Source organism: uncultured Tessaracoccus sp., assembly GCF_947286155.1.
Taxonomy (GTDB): domain Bacteria; phylum Actinomycetota; class Actinomycetes; order Propionibacteriales; family Propionibacteriaceae; genus Arachnia.
Genome location: NZ_CAMYPD010000001.1, coordinates 45,206 through 70,798, shown reverse-complemented (window position 1 = coordinate 70,798; position 25,593 = coordinate 45,206). Strand labels below are relative to the sequence as shown.

Genomic DNA, 25,593 nt, shown 5'->3' with positions numbered 1-25,593 from the left:
ACCGAGCGATCGACATCAGACACCCACCCAACTGCGAGGCGAGTCAGGGCAGCAAATGGCGGAATCGTGAGTAGGCTCGTTACGAAAGGAACGATCACAGCGGGAACCGTAGGCGCCAGTATCGCGCTGGTGAATATAGATGCCGCAGCACAAATACTTGATAATAAAATCAGATGAAGATCCTGCACCATGGCGTGACGTATGGAGTACAGGTTGGCTTCAATCATGATTTAAGACCCGTACTGGCAATGCTCGCAACAAACGTTCTCTGAAATATTAGGAATAGAATAAGAATTGGAACAACAACAGCAGTTATTGCGGCAAACACCACGACCGCTGGCCCACCCCCTTGAGATGATTGGAGCTGCACCAGCCCCACGGGCAAGGTCATTTTTTCTGGGCTCTGAAGAAACACCGACGGCCAAAAATAGTTATTCCAACTCGCCTCAAAGAGGAAGATAGATAAGGCTGACAGCGCCGGGGTAGCGAGAGGAACAATCACACTGAAAACTATTCGTAGGTGACCAGCGCCATCAATTTTGGCTGCTTCATCTAGTTCCCTAGGTATTGACGTGAAGTATTGTCGCAGAAAAAAGATGCCAAAAACATTCACGCATGCTGGGAGCCATACTGACGCGAGATGGTCAACCATACCCAAGTATCGCATAAGTAAAAAGAGTGGAATAACAGTCAACTGAACGGGCACCATGAGCGCAGACAATAGAATAGAGAAGACAGGGCCCTTCCCAGCAAATCGAAGTCGAGAAAAAGCGTATGCCGCAAGGATGCTGGTAGTTAGCGCTCCTAATGTTGCAAGAGTCGCCACAAGAAGACTATTGAGAGCCATTCTCCCAAAGGGGATAAGTGATTCGATCTCGATGAAGTTATCGAACGTAATGGGTACAGGAATCCACTTTGGGGGAAGAGCAAATGCCTGCGACCTATCTGAAAGTGATGTCGCAATGAGCCAGACGATAGGGGCAATCATCAGCAGACTCAAAACGATCAAGAACGCATCTAGGATCCACCCCGGGAGACGCTTTGCAGCGGAGGTTCCTTTTTTGCTGATCATGCTTCAACCCACTTTCGAGTCAGACGTAGCTGCAAGAGCGTCACAGCCATAATGATGAAGAAGACCACCATCGCAATCGTTGACGCATAACCAATCTGGAACTGTTCGAAAGCCTGTTCATAAAGATACAACACGATACTACGTGTAGATCCGGCAGGTCCGCCTTGCGTAATAATTCGCATTGGCTCGAAAATCTGGAATGCACCAATGAATGTAATAATGGTTGCAAACACTAGCGTGGGCGCCATGCCAGGCACGGTCACATTCCAGAACCTTCTCCACACATTCGCTCCGTCGACTTTTGCTGCCTCGTACAAGGTCTGTGGAACTGTTTGAAGCCCAGCTAAGAGAATAACAAATGTGTATCCGATGGTGTGCCACCAGTCGATTCCAATGATGGCCGGCAGGGCCCAGTTCTCGTCAATCAACCATAAAGGAGCTTGAATGCCGATCTTGTCCAGGTAGTAATTAAGTATCCCAAAGTTAGGGTCCAGGACATATTTCCACAGTAGCGATACTGCCGCCCATGATATCAAAAATGGGAAGAACACCGAGCTTCGAACAATATACTGCACCACTTTACTCATCTTACGATTCACGGCAAGTGCTAGCAGCATCCCCATGCCGATGTGTGTAACCACCGAGGCAAACGCGAAAATGAATGTGTTAGATAGCGCCTGGTGAGCGGCTGGATCCGTCAGGAAGAGTTGGAAGTTCGAGAGACCCGCGAACTCCGCGGGAGTCAGCAAATCCCACTGGAAAAAACTTAAGGCTAACGCCGCTATAAATGGAGCGAGGATGAATACAAAAAATAGGATTACGGCTGGACTGACGAATAACCAGCCGGTAAGACCCTCTCCGTCTCGAGATTTCCTTTTCCTAATTCCCGAGACAGAGGGGCCTTTCCGAACGAGTACCTGACTCATGAGTCTCCGTTACACCAGTTTAGTGAGTTCTTCTTGAAGCTCATTAAGGCCCTTCTCTGGATCCTTAATACCAGAGAGAATCTGGATCCATCCATTCTCTATCGCCTTTTGGATCTGGGCACCCTTATCTGGGGATGGGATTGGTGTGGCATAACTTAGGGCATCGTAGAGAAGCGGTGTCCCTTCGGGAGCGCCCTTCGTGAACGCTTCACTGTCCGCCACAGAACGGCGCGCAGGGACGATGGTCCCTCCTTGCTGGGCGAAGAAGCTCGATCCCTCCTTCGAGATCAAGAACTTCTGAAATTCCCATGCCGCTTCTTTGTTCTTTGACTCTTTGAGGATTGGGTACCCATTCCACCCGACAGGTGATCCTTGTTGCTTCTTCGTAGGCCACCCGATGATATGAGTCTTCTCGATGGCGTCGAGAGGCTTCAAATCAACGACACCCCACCGGCCTCGGCCAATCGTCGCTAGCTTATCTTGTGCGAACATAGATGCTTCATCGAAAGTACCTCCGGGCTGTGGCGAGAGCCCATCCACCACCAGTTTGCGTTGGAATTCCATGGCCTCAATAGCTTCAGGGGAATTGATGGTTGGGGCAGACCAATCATCATTAAAGCTGCTTGTGCCATTGGTCAGGAGCCATGGCATAATTGCGATGAAGTACTCGCCATGTGCTCTATACGCGAAGGCGCCAGTGTTTTCTTTAATTGCCTTAGCGGCACTATAGAAGTCGTCCCATGTGAATGTATCCTCTTTTCCTGGTAGCTCAACTCCTGCTTTCTCAAACAGAGTCGTGTTACACCACATGCACATCGTATTGAACTCGCCCGGCAGGTAGTAGGTCTTACCATCAGGAGACCCATACTTCGAATTCCACTCGATGAGATTGGGATCCATGTCGCTGTAGTACTCATCGATGATGTCTTTGTCTTTAGCTATGAAGTCATCGAGAGGGCTGAGGAGTCCCTTAGATGCGAACATTCGTTGTCCCTCTGTGGCAACTTGAATCATGTCTGTAGGCTGCCCACCGGCCAGGCGCGAGGATACCTGGTTGAAGAAGTCTGCCCAGTTGTTGGTCGATAGCCCCTGTGCCTTGAGCTTGATTGAAGGGTTTGTCTTCCCGAACTCATCAAAGAGTGCTTGCCACTGCTTCTGCTGAGACGCGTCACCCATGTAAACAAAGTTGACTTCGCCAGTGGCTTTGCCTCCACTGGCATTGCTTGCTGCTGTGGTAGAGGAATCTCCCCCACACCCAGTCAGAGCCGCTGCGACCGGGAGAGCCGACGCAGCCCCGAGTAGAGAACGCCGTGACATGCTCATGTTGAGTTGTTTCTTCATGTTGCACTCCTTCGTGCCGTAATCGATTACAGTGATCGTACGCAAGTGACGCGTCTAAGCGCAAGTCTGAATCCACACTGAACGCGAAGTCGGCGTTCGTGATGTCTCGCCTAAGCCATCTGAAGTCACCACCCCTTCCGCAACACCTTCTCTATACCCACCCGGAATAGCCACCTGACATGGGCAAAGGCTCTCACGGTTGTGCTTCTCGTCCCAATGCATGCTCAGCTGAAGATAGTCTGCCCGCCCTTCAACTGATCAACGTCCGTGGGTGGCAGCGTCTCCGCATAGCGTTGCCACCATACGGATGGCCAGCATCTATCAGTCCCGCTGCCGAGAAACCCCGCACTCCATTCTCAAGTCATCCACCTCATGCGAGAGCCCCTACTTCTCTTTCCCCTGGATAAACACGCTGAGGGTCATGAGTGCGAAGCCGATGAACCCAGCCGTCATGAACGAGAAGGTCCTGTCCATGTGTTCGGGCGTCATTCTCTCCGGCCCCAAGCCGAGGAGCTCAAGCACCCCGAACATGTGGAGAAAAGGCAGCGCGAAGAGGCAGCCGCCTACAACACGCAACACCATGCCAACAACACGGCGGAAGCTCGCCCGCTTCTTGTGCCCCTTGGTTCCAGGTTGAATGGCCGCAAAGTCGGAGTACGAACGTCGCGATTCGTACCCGTACTGGGGAGACTCAGGCGCTGTCTCCGAGCGATCAGGGCTCGACTGCCCGAAGTCGTAGGGTTGCTGACTCATGCGTGTCTCCTCTCTGATCGCAACAGTGTACGCGGCGGTCAGTCCAGCTGAACCGCGCGGTTTCACCGTCGACTCACCGAAGCCCTACCCTGTAATCCGACGACTGAACGCAAGGTGGTACCCATGGCCGGTGGACTGGCAGCACTTCTCGACGACATCGCAACCATGGCGAAACTCGCGGCCGCATCTGTAGACGACATCGGTGCAGCGGCGGGCCGCGCGGGGGCCAAGGCGGCGGCGGTGGTCGTCGACGATGCTGCGGTCACGCCGAAATACATCCAGGGCTTCACACCGCAGCGCGAGTTGCCTGTCATCTGGAAGATCGCCAAGGGATCACTGGTCAACAAGGCGATCATCATCGTCCTCGCCCTGTTGCTCAGCCAATTCATTCCCTGGTTACTCACACCGCTGCTGATGTGCGGCGGCACCTACCTGGCGTTCGAGGGCGCGGAAAAATTGTGGGAGTGGGCCAGCGGCCACCAAGCGGAACCTGAACAGGTCGCGGTCGAACGAGGCCCGGAAGAAGAGAAGGCCATCGTCAGCAGCGCCATCCGCACCGACTTCATCCTCTCCGCCGAGATCATGGTGATCGCACTCAAGGAGGTGGCCACCGAAACCCTGTGGCTACGGGCGGCGACGCTCGTCGTCGTGGCCATTTTCATCACGCTCCTCGTCTACGGGGTGGTTGCCGTCATCGTGAAGCTCGACGACGTCGGCCTCGCCCTCACGAAAAAGAGCCGCCCAGCGACGCAGCGTCTCGGGGAGCGTCTCGTGCAGGCCATGCCCGTGATTCTGCGCATCTTGTCGGTGGTGGGCACGTTCGCCATGGTGTGGGTAGGCGGGCACATTCTCCTCGTCGGCCTGGACGAACTCGGCTTCCACCCACCGTACGGCTTCGTCCATCACCTCTCCGAGCTCGTGGCAGGCGCGGTGCCTGGGGTAGGCGGCGCGCTCGGATGGATCGTCGAAACCTTCTTCTCGATGCTCCTCGGGGTAGCTGTCGGTGCGATCGTCGTCGGCGTCGTGCACCTCGTCGGGTCACTCACCAAGCGCACCGACGAGCACTGACATCACATCGTGGCGCGCAGCCAGCGAGCGCAGAGCTTCACCCACGTGTACGCATTCTCAGGCACCTCGTCGTAGAAGCTCGTGAGCGAATCCGCAAGCGAGAGCCCATGCGGGCCGTGAGCGTAGTGGTGGTACTCGAACGGCACCCCGTGCTCGGAGAGCGCATTGACGAACCGGAGCGACTGTGTCGCGGGCACGAGATCGTCCTCGCCCGTTGTCCACACGAACGCCGGCGGCACGTGAGGCCCGGCTGCCTGGATGCAATCGGTGGCCATGATGGTTTCCTTCGGGAACGGCATATCCATCCAGTCCGCCGCCATCACCGCGTAACACGGCACGATGGCGTCCGGGCGCGACGAATGTTCCAGCAACCCCTCGTTCGCTTCGACGCCCTCCGCAGCCAGCCGCGCGTACTCGTCGCGCTCCGCCTCGAGCACATCTTCGCGGGCGTGCATGGTGCCGAGCATCGCCGTGACATGCCCGCCGGCGGAAAACCCCAACACGGCCACCCGGTTCGGGTCGACGCCCAGCTCGACAGCGTGGCCGCGCACCCACCGCACGGCGCGGGCCGCGTCGACGAGGGGTTGCGGATATTGCGCATGCTCGCGGATGGAGTAGCGCAGCACGAAGCACTGGAACCCGAAGCGCTGGAAGGCGATGGCGACGGGGTCGGCTTCCCGGTCGGAGAGGAACTCGTAGCCTCCACCCGGGCAGATGATGATGGCAGGGCGCGCCTGTTCCATCATCGCCGCGGGCCCGTCCGGGTCACCCACGGAGAATGCGCACACCTCCAGCGTGACGTCGCGCTCGGGGTTCATGGAGACGGTGTAGTTCTGCATATCCAGAGACTAGCTGCGCCTAGGCCGGCGGTGGTCAGGAATGGGCCATTACTTCAAGCACGCCGTGGCGTGAATACCTCACGAATAACGCCTGAATTCACGCGTTCCCGGGCACCTCGGTCGCAATTGTGCTCTCCAACCCAGACGCCCGGAGCAACATGCCCGTACATGCGGACGTTTCCGAACGTTCAACCAGACGTCACCTCAAGTGCCCGCTGTGCGTCAAACTCGCTCCCTACCCTTCCTTCCGGACAATCGTTGAAGAAGGGAATCCCCCGTGTTCACAGACCTCGCTCGAGCAGCGAAGCAGCGGACGAAACTCCTCGTCGCGCTGATCCTCTCCACAGCCCTCCTCATCCCACTGAGCTCGCCAGCGCGGGCAGATCTTTCTGGCCCCACCGACGGTGGCCGCGCCATCATCCTGTCCTCCAACACTCGCGAGGTGGCGGAAGGCATCGTGCAGTCCACCTACGAACGCATGGACTCGCGCGGACGCAACGTCATCAACGTCCTCGAAGTCAATCTCGCGAAGACGGACGTGAAGTACCTCGACTCCGGCAAGGTCGCCGGCGTGCAGACGCTGACCGAGATGGCCGAGTCCTCCGACGTCGATGCCGCCGTCAACGGTGACTTCTTCGACATCAACAACACGGGCGCGGTGCTCGGCGCCGGCGTTGAGCTCGGCACCGTCATCAAGTCGCCCAACGAAGATCACCGCGACGTGGCAACCGTATCCACCGACGGTCTCGGCGCCATCACGCAGCTGCTGCTGCAGGGCGAGGCGACGGTGAACGGGGGCGACACTATCCAGATCGCCGGCCTCAACATGACCAAGGTGCGCCCCGACCGCGTCGCCGTGTACGACCACCGGTGGGGCAGCTTCACGCTGCAGCGCCCCATCGACGCGGATAAGAACGCGAAAATCGTCCGCATCCGCGACGGCAAGGTGTTCTCCGTCGACGAGGCCATCTCCCCCGAAAAGATCGACATCCCCGAGGGCGACAAGATCCTCCTCGGTCGCGGCAACGACGGCGTCGCGAAGCTTTCGACGTTGAAGGTCGGCGACAAGGTTGAAGTCTCCGTCGGCATCACCGACAACGTCGACAACATCGCCGTCGCGATCGGCGGCAACTGGTCCACGCTCGTCAAGGACGGCAAGCCGCTCGACGCCGGTGACAACAAAGACGCCTTCGTGAAGGGCCTGCACCCGCGTACCGCCATCGGCTTCGGTAACGGCGGCAAGACCATGTACCTCGTCACCGTCGACGGCCGCTCGGACAACAGCCGCGGCATGGACCTGGAAGAGCTCGGACGCCTCATGCGTGAGCTCGGCGCCACTGAGGCCATGAACCTCGACGGCGGCGGCTCCACCACGATGGTCGTTCGTGACCCAGGCGACGAGGGCACCTCCGTCGAAAACACTCCTTCCGACGGCCACGAACGCAACGACGGGAACGGCCTCGGCGTGGTCAGCCGCGGCTCCGACGGTGTGCTGTCCGGCATCAACGTCGACTTCCAGGGCGTCGACAAGAACGCGAACCGCATCTTCCCCAAGACCACCCGCCGCCTGATTGGTAAGGGGCACGACCGCGGCGGACGCCCCGTCGAGGCTGACATCACCTGGTCGAGCTCCAACAAGGACGTGCTGACCGTCGACAGCAAGGGTGTGGTGACCGCCGTCGCACCGGGCAAGGCCGAGGTGATCGCCACCTCCGGCAAGGTTGCCGCGCGCACCCCCATCCATGTGCTGGGGAACCTGCAGCGGATCACCGTTTCCCCGAACGTGACGCAGATTTCTGGCCCCGACGAGTCCAAGCCGGTGAACGTGGTGGGCCACGACCCGCAGGGCTTCACGTCGCCCATCGATCCTTCCGACATCAAGGTCACCGGCGGGGACAAGCTCACGTGGGATCGTTCGGAGAAGGCCACCTTCGTCGTGAGCAGTCAGATGGAGAAGGCTTCCGGCCTGGCGACGCTCAAGGTACTCAACGCGTCTGCGCAGATGAGCTACCTTGTCGGCCGTGAAACGGTTCTGGTGACGGACTTCTCCGAAGATATCTCGGACTTCACCGTGAATGGTGCCCGCTCGACGCAAGCCATCGAGAAGCGCCCCGGTGAAGGCCGAGACGGTAGCGACGCCGTCGCATTCACCGTCGATTTCTCCCAGTCCACCGCCACCCGCACGGCGAACCTCAAGCCGAATAAGGACACAAACGCCCGGCGCTTCATCGACGGCACTGCTGTGGAGCTGCGCGTCTGGCTGAAAGCCGACGGCAAAGTCGCGCCGATGATGTACGCCACCGTCGACAACGAGCCCCTCGAAGTCCCCGTGACGTACGCGCCTCGCGTCAACAACACCGACGAGTGGCAGCAGGCCATCATCAAACTTCCGCAGGGCTACAAGGGGCCGTTCTTCTGGAGCAACTTCGCCTTCTATGAGACGGCCGCTGACCAGAAGTACAAGACCACCGTGCTCATCGACTCTGTCGAGTTGGTGGTTGCGCCGAAGGGTGAAGCTCCCGAGTTCGTGAAGCCGCGTGATCGCGCAGCAATCGTCGAATCCGGTTCCACCGACGACAACCCCACCCGCATCGCCGTGATGTCGGACGCCCAGTTCGTCGGCCGCGAGCCCAACAGCGCAATGGTGGCGGGTGCTCGTCGCTCTTTGCGTGAGATGGTGGCTGCCAAGCCAGACGCCATCTACATCGTCGGCGACTTTACCGACGAGGCGAACGACGAGGACTTCGAGCTCGCGAAGAAGATCCTCGACGAGGAAGTGAAACCGTCGGGTATCCCGTGGGTGTACGTGCCAGGTAACCACGAGGTGATGGGAAAGTCGATTGAGAACTTCCAGAAGTACTTCGGCGACGCCCAGACCCTGCGCACTATCGGCAGCACGCGCATCATCACGCTTGACTCGTCGCCGTACGGCATCGGCCACAATTTCGATCAGATCAAAATGTTCCGCAACGAACTCGACCGTGCTGCGAAGGACAAGAACATCACCGGCGTCGTGGTGATGTTCCACCACCCGACGCGTGATTTCCTGCCCGACGGTGGCTCCGGCCTGCGCGACCCAAAGGAGGCCGCAATGGTTGAGGACTGGCTGTCTCGCTTCAACCGGACCTCGGGCAAGCAGGTTGCGCTGATCGGTGCGGGCGTCGGCGCGTTCCACGCCCGCCAGCAAGACAACGTGCTGCACGTCACGAACGGCAACTCCGGCAAGGCGGCCACATCCAGCGTCGACTGGGGTGGTTTCCGGGGCTGGACGATGCTCGGCATCAACCCGGGTGGTGGCCCCAAGGTGACCGACTGGATGGAAGTCGAGACACGTCCGTGGGTCGACGAAGGGACGCTCGCTATCAAGGCCCCCGCCGAAGTGAAGCGCGGCGAGGTCGTCGAAGTGGACGCAGGCTTCCAGCAGGAGGGCATCGACACTCCGGTGCGCTGGCCTGTGTCCGCCAAGTGGGGCGGCAAGGACATCTACGTCGGCACAAACGCCACCAAGGCACCCAGCACTGCTGTGGCAGCGTTCAACCCTGAGACGCGCATGCTCACGTTTCTCGACGCTGCCGGCGAGGAGGTGACGCTGACGCTGACCGTCAACGGTGTGACGACGTCGCACACGTTCAAGCGGCAGCGCGCCGCCACCTCGTTCTCCGCCGCTCACATCACTGCGGTGGGCCGCGCCTCGTATGCCTGGGGCAACGTTGCTGACAACGCCCGTATCTCCACCCAGGTGTACATTCCTGGCAAGGGGTGGTCGACGTCGCAGAGCATCACCTCTCAGGCTGGGTTCTGGAAGATTCCGCTCACCTACGGCAGGAACTCAGCCGGAACCTTGCGCTGGCGCGTCGTTGTGAAGCACAGCGACGGTTCCGTCGAGGTGACGCCCGAACGGACGCAGCGCCGTGTCGGTGTTACCGCGAAGACCGCCGGAACGAAACGCATCGGGCTCGTCTCCAATGTGTGGGGCACCGTCAACGCCGGAGCCAACGCGAAGGTGTGGACCGAGGTGCGTATCGGTAACAAGTGGTCGCGCTCGCAGGTGCGCACCGCCGACGCCCACGGCTTCTACGCGGTACCGCTCACCTACGGTTGGGCCACTCCAGGCACGTACCGTTGGCGCGTCGGCGCCAGCATTGACGGCGTGGGAACGGTGTACTCGAATGTAGTCACGCTCACCCGCACTCGGTAGTGGCTGAATAACAGTTGGGCCCCGCACTCCGATCAAGAAGTGCGGGGCCCAACTGTTGAGGCTGCCTAGATCAGGCGCTGACCACCTCGAAGTTGACGTGTGCGACGACGGCGGGATGCAGCTTGAGTTCAGCGGCATGCTGGCCGAGGGTCTTCACGTGCTTCGGGAACGAGACGGCACGCTTGTCGATAGTCGGGCCGCCGGCCTTCTTCACGGCGACGGCGAAATCGTTCGACGTCACCGAACCGAAGAGGCTGCCTTCCTCCGACGCGCGAGCAGCCACCTTGATGGTGAGCTCCTCGAGCTGCGAGCGGATCTCCTGAGCGTGCTCCACTCCGCGGATCTCGCGAGCGTCACGTGCGCGCTTGATGCCCTCGATCTGGGTTTCGGCGCCCTTGCTCCACAGGATGGCCTTGCCCTGAGGGATGAGGTAGTTGCGGCCGTAGCCGTCGCGAACCTCAACGATGTCGCCGGCAACGCCGAGCTTGTCAATGGTGCTGGTGAGAATGAGCTTCATGAGTCTTCCTCCGATCAGCGGGCCGTGGACGCGTAGGGCAGCAGCGCTACCTCACGAGCGTTCTTGACGGCGATGGCAACCTTGCGCTGGTCCTGAACCGACAGGCCAGTGACGCGGCGGGCGCGGATCTTGCCACGCTCAGAAATGAACCGCTTGAGCGTGTTGATGTCTTTGTAGTCGATGTTGGCCACGCGGGTGGTCTTCACCGGCATGATCTTCTTCTTGTTCACAGACTTGCGCTGTGGACCGGCCATTATGGTGCTCCTTTTCTCTCGGGTTTCCCGAGCAAGCCCGTCTCTCGACGGAATGTGCCTTGTGGTTTGTTGTTGTGTTGGTGGATGGTCTCGATACGCTGCTTCGCCGCTACTCGACCGTCGGGAACAACGTCACTCGACCATCGATTGCGCCGGTATCGAGACGCGGCGGGTGCGGGATCAGAACGGCGGTTCGTCGGACTGCGACGCCGGGCCCCACGGGTCGTTGGCGCCGCGGTTCTGGCTCGAGTTGTTGGAGCTCGACCAGGAATCACCACCGTCGCCCCCGGAGTTCTGGCCACCCTGCCACTGGCCGCCACCGCCGCCACCGGTCGTCTTGGTGACCTGTGCGGTTGCGTAGCGAAGGGCGGGCCCAACCTCGTCGACATCGATTTCAAAGACCGTGCGCTGTTGGCCCTCGCGATCTTGGTAGCTGCGCGACTTCAACTTGCCGTGAACGATGACGCGCATGCCCTTGTCGAGCGATTCGGCCACGTTCTCGGCGTGCTGACGCCACACGGAGCAGTTCAGGAACAGCGGATCGCCGTCGCGAAATTGGTTCGACTGCGGGTCGAATGTGCGCGGCGTGCTGGCCACGCGGAAGTTCGCGACCGCCGAACCGTTCGCGGTGAAGCGCAGTTCTGGTGCGCTCGTGAGATTGCCAATGATCGTGATCTGGGTTTCGCCTGCCATTGAGATGCCTCCGAGTTAGACGTGTTCTAGTACCCACACTATGGGCGCGGACTGACAGTCACGCCCATGTTGTATTGAATCTGTGGAAAACTTCAGTCCTCGAGACGGAGAACCTTGGTGCGCACGATCTTCTCGTCGATTGCCAGGAGGCGATCGAGTTCGGACACCGTGGCGGGCTCACAGGTGAGCTGGAGCACCACGTAGATAGCCTCAGACTTCTTGTTGATGTCGTAGGCGAGGGTGCGACGGCCCCAGATATCGGTGTTGTCGACGGTGCCGCCTTCCTTCGTGACGGTTTCGAGGTGCTTCTCGATGAGAGCAGGCACCTGACGCTCGTCGACGTCGGAGTCGATGAGGACCATAACTTCGTACTTGCGCATGCTTTGCCCCACCTCCTTCGGACTAACGGCCACGAGTCTGTCCCGTGGCAGGAGGGCATGGCTCGAAAAATCGAACCGAAGAGCAACATTACCTTCTGCGAAGGCCTTCGGCCAAACACCCCATTTGCTAGCCTCAAGTGGGTGAAGCACGAGTACAGAACACACGAAGTTACGAGCGCGAAGCTTTCTGAGAACCCGTGGTACCGCGCATGGCTCACCGCCGTGCAGCAAGGGTTCCACGACCCCCACCCCACCGAGGAATTCCTCGAACACCAACTTTCCATCGAAGCCGAACACGGCACCGTCATGCGCGGCGTGTGGGATCTGGAGCCGCGCGAGTACGCGCTGGGCACCGACATCCCCGTCGCCACCTTCATGGAATGGAACGGCTCCCTCAACGTCGGCGGCTCGGTGATCGACTGCCACCAGATCAGCGACGTCACCGTCCGGGCCTCACATCGTCGCCAGGGCATCGCCCGCAACCTCATGACCGCCTCGCTGACCGCAGCCAAGGAACGCGGCCTGGCCGTCGCAGCGCTCACCGCCACCGAGGCCACCATCTACGGCCGCTTCGGCTTCGGCGCCGCCATCTTCAAAGACCAGATCGAACTCCGCGTCGGCAGCGGCTTCGACATCCACGCCCCCATCACCGGCACCTGCGAATACCTCGACGTGCAGCAGCTCGCCGAAGCATCCCGCGTCGTCTTCGACAAGTTCCACGCCACCCAAACCGGCTCGATCGGCCGCTGCGCACCCGTGATGGAGGTGCTGAACGGCTCCGTCGAGAAATCCACCCGCAAGCACGACGACAAGATCCGCGCCGTCGGACACTGGGATGAGCAGGGCAACCTCGACGGCTACGCCACCTGGAAGTCTGCCGACCGCGACGACGCCATCAACGTCATCGACTTCGTTCCGACGAACACAGACGCCAGCGTCGCCATGTGGGCCTTCCTCGGCTCACTCGACCTCGTCCGTCGCGTGCGCTTCAACCGCGCCCGCAACGACGAACACCTCCCCTGGGCGCTCACCGACCGCCGCCGCTACATCGTCAAGGAACACGACGACCTGCTGTGGCTGCGTGTGCTTGACCCGGCCGCGGTGCTCACCGCCCGCAACTACTACACCGAGGGTGAGGTGTGCTTCCGCGTCATCGACAAGATGGGCATCGCCGACGGCGTGTGGCGCCTCACCGTCGAAAAGGGCAAGGCCACCTGCGTCCCCACTGACGACGAACCCGAGCTGGACATCAACGTCGCCGCCCTCGGCTCGACGCTGCTGGGCGGCGTGAACATCCACGCGCTCACCACCGTCGGATGGGTCAAGGGCAACCAGCAAGCCATCGACGTGTTCGGCATGCTGCTGCGCCGTCGTCGCGAACCCTGGTGCATCACCCCGTTCTGATCGGGACAAAGATAGATCAAGTTCGTGGCGGGTAGACGCACCACGAACTTGATCTATCTTGAGGCTTCGACGGTTACCGTCGCCGGCAACCCACACTCTCAGCGCCTCGTCCACCCGGCAGGTACACTCCAACACATGACGACCACCGCCGAGACTCTACTACGCGATGCCCTCACTCTCGACGCTGATCAGCGCGCGGTGGTAGCGAATGCCCTCTTTGAAAGCCTCGACGGCGAAGCTGGCACCGCTTCCGATGCCGCCTGGCAACATGAGGCTTCCCGCCGCCTGGACGATATTCGTCGTGGCGAAGTAGAGCTGGAAGACGCCGACGAGCATTACGCTCGCCTACGCGCATCGTTGCGCCAATGAACCTGCCGCAGCGAGAACATCCAGCCGCAGTAGCTGAATTCGACGATGCTGTGCGCTGGTACGAGGACCAGGAGCCCGGTATCGGTCTAGCGTTTATGGAATGTGCCCAGTCTGCGCGGCTCGAACTCGCGGCGTGGCCACATGCCGGTCCGCTATTCACCACCACCGCCGACGGGACGTTGATTCGCAGCAAACGTATTCGGCGCTTTCCTTATCGGATCATCTACACCGTTGACAGCGATTCCATTCTGATTCTCGCCTATGCACACCAACGTCGAAAGCCTGGCTACTGGCTCCAACGCCACGCTGCAACATAGATCAAGTTCGTGGCGGGTAGACGCACCACGAACTTGATCTATCTTGAGGCTTCGGCGGTTACCGTCGCCGTCGATATTTCCCGGGCAGGATGGGGTTGCCGTCTTTGCCCCAGGCGATCAGCCCGCCGGCGACGGATTCGGCCAGCAGCCCGGCCTGGCGAAGCTGCGCGGCGACCATCGATGAGCGCAGCCCATTGTCACAAATCACGACGATGGCGGCGTCGCGCTCGGCCAGGGGGTCGTCGCCGTGAATCGCGTCGAGTGGGTTCTCCTTGAGCTCCTTGGGGTCTACCGGCCGCGCACCGGGCGCGTGCCCGGCCTCGTACTCGTGCGGGGTACGCACGTCGATGAGCACCGCACCCTTCGAGAGCGCGATGAGCGTCTCCTCGATCGTGAGCCCTGATGAGGAGCGCTTGCTCAGGAAGTCCAACAAACCCATACGGTCATCTTTCCATACCGGACCCGCGCGTTAGACGATGCCGAACATTGCCAGCCCGATGATCAGCACCACGCCGGTGATCATCCAGCCGACGAGAAACCATCCGAGCCACTGCTTGCGCGCCCACCGCGCGACAAACACCGGCAGCGCGAGCGCCCCGACGAGCCCCACCGCGCACAGCACCCGCAGCCAAGCAGGCGGCTGCCCCTGTTCCACCGACAAATCGGTGCCCGAGACGGTATCGACGGTGTAGAACGCCGTTACGGCAAACCCCAGCACGGCAGGCACGACCGCGACGAGCACCAGCAGCGCCCAGCACACCACGGCCAGCCACGTCGACCACCACACCCGCGCGGGCGGGCTACTTGCTTTGGCCACGCCGCAGCGCTTCCAAGCGCTCATACATGGAGTCGATGCGCTCCTTGAACCGCTTCTCCACTTCCCGACGGCGCACCTTCAGCGTCGGCGTGAGGAGGCCGTTATCCATCGTGAACTCGTCTTGGAGCACCTCGGTGTCCTTCGGCTGGTCTTGGGAAGGCAGCATCGCGGTGAGCTCGCTCACCCGTCGACGCAGCTCCGCGAGCAGCTCGCTGCTCTGCAGCCAATCCTTCACCTCGCCCGGCCATTGGAGCCTCTTTCCAAGCTCCTCGACACCCGCCAGCGACGGCTTCACCAGCAGCGTCACAAACGGGCGAGTGTCGCCAATCAGCACCGCGTGTTCGAACAGCGGATCGGCCAAAATGAGCCCCTCGATAGGCTGCGGCGCGACGTTCTTGCCGCCAAGCGTGACGATGATGTCCTTCAACCGATCGGTGATCGTGATGAACCCCTGGTTGTCGATGTACCCGACGTCGCCGGTATGCAGCCAGCCGTCCTCGTCGATGGCCTCCGCCGTCGCCTCGGGCTGATTCCAGTAGCCGTCCATGAGGTTCGGCCCGCGGTACAGCAGCTCGCCGAGCTCCCCGACGCGCATCTCGCCGCCCGGCATCACCTTACCGACGGTGCCGATCTTGAAGTCGGTAGGCGAGTTGAACGAAGCCAGCGGCGCGGCCTCAGTGAGCCCGTAACCAACGCGCAACGGCAGCCCGATCGTCGAGAAAAACTCCTCGATCTCCGGACGCAACGGCGCCCCTCCGCACGCAAGCACCGACTTCGGCCCACCCAGCGCATCCCGCACCGAGCGGTACACGAGCTTGTCGGCCAGCGCCCGCTGCAACCGCAGCCACGCGCCAGGCTTGCGTCCGGCACGGAACGCGTACTGGTTGTGGCGGCCCACCCGCAGCGCCCAGCTGAAGATCGCCCGCTTCACCGGCGACGACTGCACCTTCTGGTGCGCGGTGGCGAACACCTGCTCGTACAACTTGGGCACTGACACCATCATCGTGGTCTTCGCGAGCACCATCTGCTGCGCAATCTCGCGCGGATTCGCCACGTAGACGTTCATGCAGCCGTGCATCAGCACCACACACGTCCATGCGCGTTCCAGCGCGTGGCTGAGCGGGAGGAAACACAGCGACGACTCGCCCGATCCAATCTCGAAGAATTCCTCCAGCGCATCATTTTCTGCACACAAGGCGAAGTGCGACAGCATGACGCCCTTGGGGGAGCCCGTCGTCCCCGACGTGTACACCAGCGCGGACAAGTCGGCCGGCTCGGCCGACGCAAAGCGTTCCTCGAGGGTGGCCGTCGGTGCCCTGAGGAGGTCGGAGTAGAGCTGCACATCATCGGGGCGCGATGCGTAGTCGGTGAGCGTCACGATGGGCGGCATCGAGGCGATCTCCCGGGCCGCGATCACACGCCGGGCTTCACTCTCGCCACCGACGATGATGATGCGCATCTGCGAATCCGAGACGATGTGCGCGATCTGCTCGGGCGTCGACGTGGAGTACAGCGGCACGGTGACACCGCGGATGGTGTTGATGCCGAAGTCGACCTCCGTCCACTCCGGACAGTTCGGCGCGAACAGCCCGACGCGGTCACCCACCTCGACGCCGGCGTCGAGCAGCCCCTGGCCGACCCGGTTCACCTTGTCGAGCAGCTGGGCATAGGTCTGGTCGTCCCACTGATCATCGCGGCGAATGCGCGTGGCGATGCGCTGCGGCAGCTCGTCGGCCACCTCGCGGAAGCGCGCAATAACGTGCCGGGTAGAGCCGGCCTTGCCGTGCTGCTTCAGGATGTGGGGGCTGTCTTGGGTCACCCTGTTCCTCCTCCGGTACCGAAACCTACGCAACCGTAACGCTACTGGGTTCCTCCAAGTCCGGGGCGATTTCCGGTCACTACAGCAACGTCGCCAGCTGGCGGGCCACCCCGTCGTGCTCATTCGACCCGACGACGTGCGCAGCCACCGCGCGCACCTCGTCGCAGGCGTGCTCCACCGCGAAGGCCGTGCCCGCCCAGCGCAACATGTCGACGTCGTTGGCGGCATCACCGAACGCCCACACCTCCTCGCGCGCCACTCCCAGCCTCGCGCACAGCACCTCGAGCGTGCTCGACTTCGACACCCCCGGCGCCATCACCTCCACCATCGGCGCCCCCGACGTCGTCGCCATGCAATCGCCCATCTCGGCACGCAGACGCTCGAGGGTCACCGTCGCGGGCTCGCCCGGGCAACGCAGCACCACCTTGGAGCACTCCGCCGCCAGGTGTTCCTGACTGACGATCGTCATCTCCGACGGCGCCAGGTTGTGGTCGGAAAACTGCGAGCCCTCGATGTATTCGGCCTCCGCACGGAACCACTCACCCTCCGGCCCGATCGTCGCGAACAGCACCCGAGGGTCCGCCCGCTTGATGGCGCTCACCAGGCGGGCCACCTCGTCGGCGGGGATGGGGCGAATGAGCTGCGCGTCGCCGGTGGCGATGTCCACCACCGCCGCCCCGTTTGCGCAGATGCCGAGGCCGCTGAGCCCGGCCGCCTCCGCGATCGGGATGAGGCCGTAGCGCTGCCGCGCCGTGACGGGGACAATGCGAATGCCCTTGTCAGCCACCCGACGCAGCACGTCGCGGGTGTACTGGCTCACCGACTTATCGTCGCGCAGCAGCGTGCCATCGAGGTCGGTGGCCACCAAGGCTGGGCGCTCACAGGCGGGCATGGATCCACTCCAGATCGCGGGCGTGCTCCGCCACACCGCCGGGGGTTTCCAGCACGGCCGGCGCCTCAGCGGCCCGCACCATGGCGACGAGTTCGTCGGCCGGAATCAGCCCCTCGCCCAGGTTGGCGTGGCGGTCGGCGCCCGAGCCGGCAGGGCGCTCAGAGTCGTTGAGGTGCACCAGGTCGATGCGCCCGGTGATGGCGCGGATATCGTCGACGACGCTGGACGTGTCGAGGCCCGCCGCGAATGCGTGGCAGGTGTCGAAGCAGAACCCGACTTGCGCGAAGTTCTCGCTGTCGCGGAGCCCGTCCCACAAGGCGGCGAGCGACTCCAGGTAGCGTGTCATCGCGTGCTTGCCCCCTGCGGTGTTCTCGATGAGGATCGGCACCGGCAGCTCCAACCCGTCGACGCACTTGCGCCAATTCTCCACGCCGACGGCGGGGTCGTCGTCGGCGGTCACGTGCCCGCCGTGCACTACGACCCCCTGCGCGCCGATCTCCGCCGCCGCGTCGACATGCTGCTGCAGTACCCGGCGGCTGGGCACGCGGATGCGGTTGTTGGTGGATGCGACGTTGATGATGAACGGCGAGTGCACGAACAGCTGCACGCCAGCGGCCGCGGCTTCTTCCTTCAGGCCGGGCTGGTGGAAGGTGGGTTTCTTCCAGCTCTGCGGGTCGCCTAGCACGAGCTGGACCACCTCGACGCCCAGCTCGCGGGCTTCGTCGAGCGGGTTCGGGGAATTGACATGGGCACCGACGGGGAACGACATGCCGCCAGTCTAGGGCGACGTCGCTCGTCGGGGCTGGCGCCGGCGGGCATCTAGGATCAGGCCATGCATCCTTTCGCGTCGCAGTGGAACCACAACTCCGAGCTGTACCCGCAGGTGGCCGAGCTGATCTCAGACTGCAAGGTGGTGCTCGACGTGGGCTGCGGCGACGGCACCCTCGCCCGCTACCTCGCGGAGCAGGGCCACCAGGTAGTGGGTATCGACCGTAGCCCCGGAACACTTCCCGACGATGTGCCCGGCGCGCACTTCGAACTCGCCGACGCCAATAACCTCCCCTACGGCTACGACTCCTTCGACGCGGCGGTTGCGGTGGCGGCACTGCACCACAACCGCGAGCAGGGCCTGGTGCTCAGTGAGATGCGCCGCGTATTGCGGCCGGGCGGGCGCATCGTCGTGGTGGGGCTGGCCGCGGACAAGTCGGCGGCCGACTTTGCCGCCGCCGCAACAGACGCCGCGAAGGCGAAATGGCGGCAGCGCGGCAAGGAACTCTGGCACCCCGACGTGCCGGAGGCGGAGCCCCAACTGAGCTGGGACGAGACCCGTCAGCTCTTCAGCGAGTACCTCGAGGGCTCAACATGGGAGCGCGTCGGCACCTTCCGTTACCTCGCCACCTGGCAGCAGACGTAGCGTCAATGAAAACTGCAAAACTCGCCAACAGTCGATCGTCTCCCGTGGCAATCACGCGTGAGCACCTCAACTGTTGGCGAGTTTTGCAGTTTCACTCGGCGAACCCAGCCCGGCAGTCGACGGCATCAACGACCACCAGCAGCACCCGCCTACCTGATCCAAGGGATGAAACTTCATTGAACGCCCGCTATCCGACCGCTAGGCTGGCAACGTCCTCGGCGCGACGGGAGAGAGGAATCGTGTGCTGATCGCCCTGCTCACCGCTCACGCGATCCTGGCGATGGCGACGCCTGCCCTATCCCGAATTCTCCGTACCCGCACGTTCTTCATCCTCGCGCTTCCCCCACTCGCCACCGCGGCCTACCTCATTGCCCACGCCCCGACGGCGCTCGCCGGCGGCGCACTCACCGAGTCGTACCAATGGATACCCAGCCTGGACGTCCAGCTCCACTTCCGCATCGGGCTCGTTCAGTGGCTGCTGGGGCTGATCGTCTCCGTCATCGGCGTGCTCGTGCTGCTCTATTGCCGCTGGTACTTCGATGACAGGATGCCGAACCTCTCCGGCGGCGTCCTCCTGGCCTTCGCTGGGGCGATGATTGGCCTTGTCACGGCCGATAACCTCGTGGTGTTGTTCATCTTCTGGGAACTCACCACCATCTTTTCTTATCTCCTCATCGGCCACGACCCCACCCGACGAGCAAACCGCGGCGCCGCGTACACCGCCATGGTGGTCACCACCGCGGGTGGCCTCACCATGCTGCTCGGCATCGTCGCGCTCGGACACCAAGCGGGCACCTACTCGCTGAGCGCCATCGTCGACAACCCTCCGCTCACTCCCCTCGCCGGCGCTGGCGCGCTCATGATGCTCGTCGGGGCGCTCACCAAATCGGCGCTGATCCCTTTCCACTTCTGGTTGCCGGGCGCGATGGCTGCACCCACCCCCATCTCCGCATACCTCCATGCCGCCGCCATGGTGAAGGCCGGCGTGTACCTCGTCGCGGTGCTCGCGCCGGCGTTCTCCGACGTCCCATATTGGCGCCCGACGGTGTTGGTGCTCGGTGCGGCGACGATGGTCGTCGGCGGCTGGCGAGCGCTTCGGCAAACCGACCTCAAGCTGCTGCTCGCCTACGGCACCGTCTCCCAGCTGGGCTTCATGGTGCTGCTGGTGGGCATGGGCACGCGCGCCGGCATGCTGGCGGGGCTCGGCATGGTGGTGGCGCACTCGCTGTTCAAGTCGACGCTGTTCATGACGGTCGGCATCATCGACCACAGCTCGGGCACCCGCGACCTCACCCAGCTGAGCGGCGTAGGACGTCGCGCTCCCATCCTCGCGACGGTGGGTGGCCTCGCTGCCCTCTCCATGGCTGGCATGCCGCCACTCATCGGCTTCGTCACCAAGGAGTCGGCGTTCGAGTCCATCGTGTACCTCGTGCGCGGCGACCAGTACGCCATCACTCCGCTCGCAGGCATGTTCCTGGCCACCGCGCTCGTCTTTGGTTCGGCCCTCACCGTCGCGTACTCGCTGCGCTGGTGGTGGGGCGCGTTCGCGTCGAAGGACGGCGCGCCTGAGCTCCAGTGGCACTCCCCCGCGGTGACGATGACCGCCATTCCCGGCCTGCTCGCGGCGGCGTCGCTGGCGGGCGGTTTCCTCGGCGCCCCGCTCACGACGGCGCTGACAATGCACGCAGATACGGTCAAGCTGGGCGAACAGCCGCATGGCTTCGCCTTATGGCACGGTGTGACCGCCCCGCTGATCATGTCGGCGATCGCGTTGATCTCCGGCGTGGCGCTGTTCCTATTCCGCTCCGACATCGCGCGCATTCAGGCCACGTTCCCGAAGTCGACGTCGATGGAAGACATGTACCACGCCTCGATGCGTCTTCTCGACCGCCTCGCGGTGGAGACGACCGCCCGCATCCAGCGCGGTTCGCTGCCGGTCTACCTGGGCACCATCCTCGTCACCTTCGTGGTGCTGAGCGTCGTGGCGCTCATGGACATCCGCTTCTGGCCGCACGTGCGCTGGGGCGATTCCCTCTCCCAGCTCGCGGTGTGCTGCGTGATCGTCGCAGCCGCGTTTGGCGCCGCGAAATCCCGCGGGCGCGTGCGTGGCATCATGCTCACCGGCGCGACGGGGTACGGCCTGGCATTGCTGTTCGTGATGTGGGGCGCACCCGACCTAGCCCTCACCCAGCTGCTCGTCGAGACGGTGTCGCTGGTGGTGTTCGTGCTCGTCGTGCGCAAACTTCCTCGCTATTTCACCAACCGCCCGCTCAGCTCGTCGCGATGGTGGCGGGTGCTGCTCGCCGCGGCGGTGGGGACGACAGTCACGCTGATCGCGCTCGTTGCGGCCGGCGCGCGCCTCAATGCTCCCGTCTCGAAAGCCTGGTACACGGCCGCCTACGAGATCGGTTTCGGGCACAACATCGTGAACGTCGCCCTCGTCGACACCCGCGCCTGGGACACCTTCGGCGAGATCTCCGTGCTCGTCATCGCCGCGACGGGTGTGGCGTCGCTGATCTTCCTCCAAACCCGCGCGGGCGAGGTCAAGCCGACGTTGTCGCTGGCATCCGACGAACGCAAGATCGAAGCGGACACGTCGCCCGCGGTCTGGCTGCGCGCCGGTCAGACGATGTCGCCGTTCGCCCGTTCGCTGATCTTCGAGGTGGTCACGCGGTTCCTGTTCTGGCTGCTGGTGCTGATGAGCGTCTACCTGCTCATCGCCGGTCACAACGAGCCCGGCGGCGGTTTCGCGGGCGGCCTCGTCGCGGGCATGGCGCTCATGATGCGCTACCTGTCCGCCGGCCGCCACGAGCTCGACGACGCGGTCCCCTTCGACGCAGGCCGCCTCCTGGGCACCGGCCTGCTCCTGGCGATCGGCACCGCCATCGCACCCGTCTTCTTCGGTGGCGCAATCTTCCAAAGCTACGACGTGTACCTCAACCTGCCGGGCCCCGACACCATCACGCTCTTCGGCCAGGAGTACTTCTTCATGGGCGAGCTGCACCTCGTAACGTCGACGGTGTTCGACATCGGCGTGTACCTCGTCGTCGTGGGCACCCTGCTCGACCTGGCGCGCAGCCTAGGTTCGGGCATCGACACCCACCAGCTACAAGACCGCGCCCCCACCCCACTCGCAGATTCGACGAAGGCGCTGCCGGGAAGTAGGTACCGATGAGCGCAAACCTCGTCCTCGCCATCACCGCCGGCATCCTCGTCGCCTGCGGTGTGTACCTGATGCTGGAGCGCTCGCTGACCCGCATCCTGCTCGGTGTGATTCTGGCCAGCAACGGCGTGAACCTGCTGTTCCTCGTCGCCTCCGGCAGCCCGGGCACTCCGCCCATCTCGGGGCTCTTCGACGAGAACACCACCGCCGATCCACTCCCCCAGGCCATGGTGCTCACCGCCATCGTCATCACCATGGCCGTCACCGCGTTCTTACTCGCGCTCGCCTACCGCAGCTTCCAGCTGAGCGGGCACGACGAGGTGGCCGACGACGTCGAAGACCGCCGCATTCGCGAACTCGCCGAGGCCGATGAACAGTCTGATTCCTACGAGGAAACACACTTCTCCGACACCGGTGAGGATGTGGTGAGCGAATGACGAACCTCATCCCCGTACCCGTACTGCTCACGTTCTTCAGCGCGGCCATCACCCTGCTGTTCCCTAGGCGTTCCATCGTGCAGCGCATCATCTCGATTGGCTCGCTCACGGGCGTCGCGGTCATCGCCGCCGTCTTCATCGTGCTCACCGACCGGTACGGCGCCCTCGCGCTGTGGATCGGCGACTGGCCGGTGCCGCTCGGTATCTCGCTGGTCGTCGACCGACTGAGCGCGCTCATGCTGCTCGTCGCGAGCGTCGTCGCGCTGTCGGTGTTGCTGTTCTCGACGGGGCAAGACCAGGACGAGATCAAGCGGGAGACACCCGTGTCGATCTTCCACCCGACGTTCCTGCTGCTCATGGCGGGCATCTCGAACGCATTCCTGGCCGGCGACCTGTTCAACCTCTTCGTCGGTTTCGAGATCTTCCTGTTCTCCTCCTACGTGCTGCTCACGCTCGGCGGCACGAAGGAGCGCATCCGCGCCGGCACCACCTACGTCGTGGTGTCGCTGCTCAGCTCGACGCTGTTCCTCACCTCCCTAGCCGCGGTGTACGCCGCCACCGGCACGGTGAACATGGCACAGCTGTCCATCCGGCTCGGCCAACTCAGCGAGCCCGTGCAGCTCCTGCTGCAGAGCATGCTCCTGGTGACGTTCTCCATCAAGGCGGCGGTGTTCCCGCTGTTCAGCTGGCTGCCCGACTCCTACCCGACGGCGCCCGCCCCCGTCACCGCCGTCTTCGCCGGCTTGCTCACCAAGGTGGGCATCTACGCCATCATCCGCACGCAGACCCTCCTGTTCCCCAACTCGCCACTCAGCAACCTGCTCATGGTGGCGGCCCTGCTCACGATGGTGCTGGGCATCCTGGGTGCGTTGGCGCAGGTGGAGATCAAGCGAATGCTGTCGTTCACGCTCGTCTCCCACCTGGGCTACATGGTGTTCGGTATCTCGCTGGCAAGCCACACCGGGCTCGCGGCCACCATCTTCTACACCGCCCACCACATCACCATCCAGGCCGCGCTGTTCCTCGTGACTGGCCTCATCGAGCGGCGGGGAGGCACATCGTCGCTCGACGGGTTGGGCGGCCTACTCAAAGTCTCGCCAGTGTTGGCGATGCTGTTCTTCGTGCCCGCCATGAACCTGGGCGGCATTCCTCCGCTCTCGGGCTTCATCGGGAAGGTGGGGCTCCTACAAGCGGGCGCCGAATACGGCGGCACGCTCGTGTGGGTGACGATGATCGGCGGCGTCGTCACGTCGCTGCTCACCTTGATGTGCATGGCCAAGGTGTGGAACCGCGCGTTCTGGGGTGTCACGCCCGAGCGACCCGTCGTCGACGAAGAAGCCGCCGACCACGACGACGATCCCCGCTACATGCCCCCGATGATGGTGTTCGCGACGGGGGTGCTCGTCGCGTTCTCCCTGGCACTGACGTTCCTGGCGGGCCCGCTGTACGGCTACGCGGAGCGGGCCGCCGACTCCATCCGTAACCAGGCGTACGTGTCCACCGTGTTACCGGAGGGGGTGCGATGAAGCCGTCGAAGTTCCGCCAGCGCTACCACGTCAGCAGGTTCCGGTTCCGGCCTGCGGTGATGGTGATCAGTGCCCTGTTCTGGGCATTCCTGTGGGCGAGCTTCAGCCCGTTCATCCTCATCTCTGGCGCGCTGCTGGGCTGGGTTATCGGCATGATCTTCCCGCTCCCGCCCATCTACTGGCAGGGCCGGCTGCACCCCCTGGGGCTGATCCACCTAGTCACCCACCTCTTCGCCGACCTCACCGTGTCGTCCATCCGCTTGATCCGCTACATCTTCGAGCGCGACGTCAACCTCCACTCGTCGCTGCTCAGCGTCGATCTCCACACCGACGATGACCTCCACCAAACCGGCGTCGCCTCACTGATTTCGCTGGTGCCGGGCACCGTCGTCGTGGAAGTCGTGCGACACCCTAGGCGCCTGTATCTGCACTGCGTCGGCATGCACGAGCAGACCGAAGACGACATTTACGAGATGGTGATCGGCGTGGAGCGCCGGCTGGTGCGCGCCATCGGTTCCAAGGAAGAGATCGCCGCCTTCGAGGACGCGGTGGCTACTCCGACGGTGGCCCCCGCCACCGACTGGGACGCCGAAGAAGCTGACGCCGTCGAACAGGATTCGGGCGACGAGGAATCCATCGCCACCGATGAGGTCGCCGTCGGGCTTGGCTCTGGCGAGGCCGACGCCGCCGCCGACACGGAGGGAGGCAGACGTCGATGAACATCGTCATCACCATCGTGTTGGGCGCGGCCGTCGTGCTGCTCACGCTCTCGGCGCTGATCGCCGTCGAACGCCTCGCCACCGGCCCCAGCCAGCTCGACCGCTCCATCAGCTCCGACCTCCTCGTCGCCGTGGTGATCGCCGCGGTGGGTGTGTGGGCCGTCGCGAAGCGGCAAGACACCGAGATCGCCATGATCCTGCTGCTGTCGATGCTCGGATTCACCGGCGCCGTCTCCGTCGCGCGCATGGTGGGCGAGCGCGTCGTGCACCGTCGCTCAGATGACAAGAAGGAGGCCCAGAAATGATCGTGCTCGATCTCCTCGCAGCCATCTTCGTGCTGCTCGGCGCGTTCCTGTGCTTCGCCGCCGCCGTGGCGCTGATCCGGTTCCCCGACGTGCTCACCAAGCTGCACGCCATCACGAAGCCGCAGGTGCTGGGCATGACCTGCATCTGTCTCGGCGTCGCGCTCGGGGTACGCACCTGGTGGGCGTTGTTCGTCGCGGTGCTCGCCATCGGGTTCCAGCTGCTCACCGCGCCGGTGTCGGCCAGCATGGTGGCCCGCAGCGCGTATCGCTCCGGGCTGATCCCCCGTCGCAACCTCATCACCGACGACCTCGCCGACGACCTCGCGGACGTCAATCAGCCCAAGTAACCGTCGCACTCGCAGCCGCCTTG

At 63.0% G+C, this 25,593-nt stretch carries 26 protein-coding genes; 12 read left to right on the top strand and 14 right to left on the bottom strand.

Annotated features, from left to right (window positions below; all coding sequences use genetic code 11):
- Positions 1–223: 223 nt before the first annotated feature.
- The 4 genes from Q0X68_RS00360 to Q0X68_RS00345 all read right to left on the bottom strand — a co-directional run bounded on the left by Q0X68_RS00360 (position 224) and on the right by Q0X68_RS00345 (position 4,092).
- On the bottom strand, positions 224–1,072 hold the full coding sequence (locus Q0X68_RS00360; RefSeq protein WP_297745875.1) for a carbohydrate ABC transporter permease: 849 nt from the start codon (positions 1,070–1,072) through the stop codon (positions 224–226).
- On the bottom strand, positions 1,069–1,998 hold the full coding sequence (locus Q0X68_RS00355; protein WP_297745872.1) for a carbohydrate ABC transporter permease: 930 nt from the start codon (positions 1,996–1,998) through the stop codon (positions 1,069–1,071). Before Q0X68_RS00355 ends, Q0X68_RS00360 begins: the two co-directional genes overlap by 4 nt.
- A 9-nt stretch (positions 1,999–2,007) precedes the next feature.
- Complete coding sequence (locus Q0X68_RS00350) at positions 2,008–3,339, bottom strand: sugar ABC transporter substrate-binding protein (RefSeq protein WP_297745870.1); 1,332 nt, start codon at positions 3,337–3,339, stop codon at positions 2,008–2,010.
- A 384-nt stretch (positions 3,340–3,723) separates the two neighbouring features.
- Positions 3,724–4,092 carry a hypothetical protein gene (locus Q0X68_RS00345; RefSeq protein WP_297745868.1) on the bottom strand — a complete coding sequence of 123 codons (369 nt, stop codon included), beginning with the start codon at positions 4,090–4,092 and terminating at the stop codon, positions 3,724–3,726.
- A gap of 123 nt (positions 4,093–4,215) precedes the next feature.
- Here Q0X68_RS00345 and Q0X68_RS00340 point away from each other — a divergent pair, with 123 nt between their 5' ends.
- Positions 4,216–5,160, top strand: a complete 945-nt coding sequence (locus Q0X68_RS00340; protein WP_297745865.1) for a DUF808 domain-containing protein — start codon at positions 4,216–4,218, stop codon at positions 5,158–5,160.
- 2 nt (positions 5,161–5,162) lie between these two features.
- Here Q0X68_RS00340 and Q0X68_RS00335 read toward each other — a convergent pair whose 3' ends face one another.
- A complete protein-coding gene (locus Q0X68_RS00335) occupies positions 5,163–5,999 on the bottom strand; it encodes an alpha/beta hydrolase (protein WP_297745862.1) in 837 nt (278 codons plus the stop codon).
- A gap of 277 nt (positions 6,000–6,276) precedes the next feature.
- Here Q0X68_RS00335 and Q0X68_RS00330 point away from each other — a divergent pair, with 277 nt between their 5' ends.
- Positions 6,277–10,197: a phosphodiester glycosidase family protein gene (locus tag Q0X68_RS00330; RefSeq protein ID WP_297745859.1), complete on the top strand. Its 3,921-nt coding sequence runs from the start codon at positions 6,277–6,279 to the stop codon at positions 10,195–10,197.
- Positions 10,198–10,267: 70 nt separating this feature from the next.
- On the opposite strand, the gene rplI is transcribed toward Q0X68_RS00330, so the two are convergent.
- The 4 genes from rplI to rpsF form a co-directional block, all read right to left on the bottom strand.
- Entirely contained in the window at positions 10,268–10,714 is a 447-nt protein-coding gene (rplI, locus tag Q0X68_RS00325) for a 50S ribosomal protein L9 (RefSeq protein ID WP_108870970.1), read from the bottom strand.
- A 14-nt stretch (positions 10,715–10,728) separates the two neighbouring features.
- A complete protein-coding gene (rpsR, locus tag Q0X68_RS00320) occupies positions 10,729–10,968 on the bottom strand; it encodes a 30S ribosomal protein S18 (protein WP_108870969.1) in 240 nt (79 codons plus the stop codon).
- 180 nt (positions 10,969–11,148) lie between these two features.
- On the bottom strand, positions 11,149–11,661 hold the full coding sequence (locus Q0X68_RS00315; protein WP_297745855.1) for a single-stranded DNA-binding protein: 513 nt from the start codon (positions 11,659–11,661) through the stop codon (positions 11,149–11,151).
- A gap of 92 nt (positions 11,662–11,753) precedes the next feature.
- On the bottom strand, positions 11,754–12,041 hold the full coding sequence (gene rpsF, locus Q0X68_RS00310; RefSeq protein WP_108870967.1) for a 30S ribosomal protein S6: 288 nt from the start codon (positions 12,039–12,041) through the stop codon (positions 11,754–11,756).
- Between the two features lie 141 nt (positions 12,042–12,182).
- Here rpsF and Q0X68_RS00305 point away from each other — a divergent pair, with 141 nt between their 5' ends.
- From Q0X68_RS00305 to Q0X68_RS00295, 3 genes are all read left to right on the top strand, one after another.
- Entirely contained in the window at positions 12,183–13,445 is a 1,263-nt protein-coding gene (locus Q0X68_RS00305; RefSeq protein WP_297745851.1) for a GNAT family N-acetyltransferase, read from the top strand.
- Between the two features lie 135 nt (positions 13,446–13,580).
- A complete protein-coding gene (locus Q0X68_RS00300; RefSeq protein WP_297745848.1) occupies positions 13,581–13,814 on the top strand; it encodes an addiction module protein in 234 nt (77 codons plus the stop codon).
- Positions 13,811–14,131: a type II toxin-antitoxin system RelE/ParE family toxin gene (locus Q0X68_RS00295; protein ID WP_297745844.1), complete on the top strand. Its 321-nt coding sequence runs from the start codon at positions 13,811–13,813 to the stop codon at positions 14,129–14,131. The genes Q0X68_RS00300 and Q0X68_RS00295 overlap by 4 nt, the downstream gene beginning before the upstream one ends.
- 58 nt (positions 14,132–14,189) lie before the next feature.
- Here Q0X68_RS00295 and Q0X68_RS00290 read toward each other — a convergent pair whose 3' ends face one another.
- The 5 genes from Q0X68_RS00290 to Q0X68_RS00270 all read right to left on the bottom strand — a co-directional run bounded on the left by Q0X68_RS00290 (position 14,190) and on the right by Q0X68_RS00270 (position 18,428).
- The gene (locus Q0X68_RS00290) at positions 14,190–14,570 is read right to left on the bottom strand and encodes a rhodanese-like domain-containing protein (protein WP_297745841.1); all 381 of its coding nucleotides are present in this window, start codon (positions 14,568–14,570) and stop codon (positions 14,190–14,192) included.
- A gap of 30 nt (positions 14,571–14,600) precedes the next feature.
- Positions 14,601–14,972, bottom strand: a complete 372-nt coding sequence (locus tag Q0X68_RS00285) for a hypothetical protein (RefSeq protein ID WP_297745838.1) — start codon at positions 14,970–14,972, stop codon at positions 14,601–14,603.
- Positions 14,932–16,767: a long-chain fatty acid--CoA ligase gene (locus Q0X68_RS00280; RefSeq protein ID WP_297745835.1), complete on the bottom strand. Its 1,836-nt coding sequence runs from the start codon at positions 16,765–16,767 to the stop codon at positions 14,932–14,934. The genes Q0X68_RS00285 and Q0X68_RS00280 overlap by 41 nt, the downstream gene beginning before the upstream one ends.
- 79 nt (positions 16,768–16,846) lie before the next feature.
- On the bottom strand, positions 16,847–17,659 hold the full coding sequence (locus Q0X68_RS00275) for an HAD family hydrolase (RefSeq protein WP_297745832.1): 813 nt from the start codon (positions 17,657–17,659) through the stop codon (positions 16,847–16,849).
- Positions 17,646–18,428: a deoxyribonuclease IV gene (locus tag Q0X68_RS00270; protein ID WP_297745830.1), complete on the bottom strand. Its 783-nt coding sequence runs from the start codon at positions 18,426–18,428 to the stop codon at positions 17,646–17,648. Before Q0X68_RS00270 ends, Q0X68_RS00275 begins: the two co-directional genes overlap by 14 nt.
- A gap of 63 nt (positions 18,429–18,491) precedes the next feature.
- On the opposite strand from Q0X68_RS00270, the gene Q0X68_RS00265 reads away from it, so the two are divergent.
- The 7 genes from Q0X68_RS00265 to mnhG all read left to right on the top strand — a co-directional run bounded on the left by Q0X68_RS00265 (position 18,492) and on the right by mnhG (position 25,570).
- On the top strand, positions 18,492–19,073 hold the full coding sequence (locus tag Q0X68_RS00265; RefSeq protein WP_297745827.1) for a class I SAM-dependent methyltransferase: 582 nt from the start codon (positions 18,492–18,494) through the stop codon (positions 19,071–19,073).
- 241 nt (positions 19,074–19,314) lie between these two features.
- Positions 19,315–22,248 carry a Na+/H+ antiporter subunit A gene (locus Q0X68_RS00260; protein WP_297745824.1) on the top strand — a complete coding sequence of 978 codons (2,934 nt, stop codon included), beginning with the start codon at positions 19,315–19,317 and terminating at the stop codon, positions 22,246–22,248.
- Positions 22,245–22,673 carry a Na(+)/H(+) antiporter subunit C gene (locus tag Q0X68_RS00255; protein WP_297745821.1) on the top strand — a complete coding sequence of 143 codons (429 nt, stop codon included), beginning with the start codon at positions 22,245–22,247 and terminating at the stop codon, positions 22,671–22,673. Before Q0X68_RS00260 ends, Q0X68_RS00255 begins: the two co-directional genes overlap by 4 nt.
- Positions 22,670–24,199 (top strand): Na+/H+ antiporter subunit D, encoded by a 1,530-nt coding sequence (locus tag Q0X68_RS00250; RefSeq protein WP_297745818.1) that lies wholly within the window; start codon positions 22,670–22,672, stop codon positions 24,197–24,199. The genes Q0X68_RS00255 and Q0X68_RS00250 overlap by 4 nt, the downstream gene beginning before the upstream one ends.
- Positions 24,196–24,918, top strand: a complete 723-nt coding sequence (locus Q0X68_RS00245; protein ID WP_297745815.1) for a Na+/H+ antiporter subunit E — start codon at positions 24,196–24,198, stop codon at positions 24,916–24,918. The genes Q0X68_RS00250 and Q0X68_RS00245 overlap by 4 nt, the downstream gene beginning before the upstream one ends.
- Positions 24,915–25,223 (top strand): monovalent cation/H+ antiporter complex subunit F, encoded by a 309-nt coding sequence (locus Q0X68_RS00240; RefSeq protein ID WP_297745811.1) that lies wholly within the window; start codon positions 24,915–24,917, stop codon positions 25,221–25,223. The genes Q0X68_RS00245 and Q0X68_RS00240 overlap by 4 nt, the downstream gene beginning before the upstream one ends.
- A complete protein-coding gene (gene mnhG / locus Q0X68_RS00235; protein WP_108870953.1) occupies positions 25,220–25,570 on the top strand; it encodes a monovalent cation/H(+) antiporter subunit G in 351 nt (116 codons plus the stop codon). The genes Q0X68_RS00240 and mnhG overlap by 4 nt, the downstream gene beginning before the upstream one ends.
- The last annotated feature ends 23 nt before the right edge of the window (positions 25,571–25,593 follow it).